This window comes from Salinisphaera sp. G21_0 (genome assembly GCF_017744115.1).
GTDB lineage: Bacteria > Pseudomonadota > Gammaproteobacteria > Pseudomonadales > Endozoicomonadaceae > Endozoicomonas.
Map to the genome: position 1 here is coordinate 1 of NZ_JAGHQW010000183.1, position 1,107 is coordinate 1,107.

A 1,107-nucleotide genomic window follows, 5' to 3' on the forward strand; every position below is an offset into this window, starting at 1 on the left:
TAAGCTCAGCCAGAAAGATATTACATACGCCGGACTACCGTAATGCAGTGGTCGGGAGACACTCATCCTGAATATATAGCGTTCTGAAAAAACGCTCTGATTCAAGATCAACCAGAAAAGTAAACTTCAATAGACCTTCCTCGCCAGAAATCAACCCGGGCTTGTGCAACAACAGGATAAGATTGCGGCTGGGCGCAATCTATCCTTATTCGTTAGGCGACGGGACACAAATCTAAATCTCTTGCAAAGTAGAACTCTGTAGCTTTTGCAATGCTTTGCATATTTGCATTTGCGACACTTTGCCTATCAATATTTATATCGGTATAACCAGCGCATAAAGCTAATTTGGGTGATATAGGCATAAATGTTAAGTCATAGTAGCAATCAGCAACAGCAAACTCACCATCTGTAGAGGTTAATAAACCCCATTTTAAATTTTCCACCCCAGCTCTTTGGCGATCTAGTTGCATGAGAACTTGAATGCCAGTCATAAATCTTGCCGGAACCACGCCATTCTCACGAATAAACATTACACCGTTACTTTCAAGTAATTCTTCTTGCTCCTTTGTTAAATCAGAGCCCGTTATACCAATTAAATCCTGGTCTTCCATCCTAGATATATGGAAATGGTGTCTAATTCGCCATAAAAGAAAGTAATCAGAAATCGCTTGATGGTTTCTAAACTTGAAAGGCTTGAGATTATTTATTTCTTCATGAAAGGCATACTCAATGTCTGCCATAATGCCAGTTTCGGCTTTTTGATCCCAGTTTCTTTTAGCGCAAAATATACTTGCTCGTTTATGCTTTCTTTCAGTTTGATCGATTTTTATAATGTGTACATCAACTTTTTCATCATCACCATAGAATTTTCCGATAGCATGAGCTGTATGAAAATGTTGCTTTATAACAAATTGATGTCGATTCCCTTTTATGGGATGTTCAAATGTCACTCTGTACTCCTTTAGTCGCCTAACGATTAAAAACGATTAGTTCAGCGAATTCTGCACCGCTACAATCTACCAGATTCTGGCGAATTTAGGCAGAGCATAAAAGAGGTGATGTGCAGCATTCGCTGCAACGGGGGTTGGACGAGCCCTTGCACGGTCT

The 1,107-nt window shown here is 39.9% G+C and carries 1 protein-coding gene; it reads right to left on the reverse strand.

Annotation, left to right across the window (positions count from 1 at the left end; genetic code table 11):
- Nucleotides 1-212 precede the first annotated feature (212 nt).
- A complete protein-coding gene (locus J7439_RS25550) occupies nucleotides 213-950 on the reverse strand; it encodes a hypothetical protein (RefSeq protein WP_209204873.1) in 738 nt (245 codons plus the stop codon).
- Nucleotides 951-1,107: the final 157 nt, after the last annotated feature.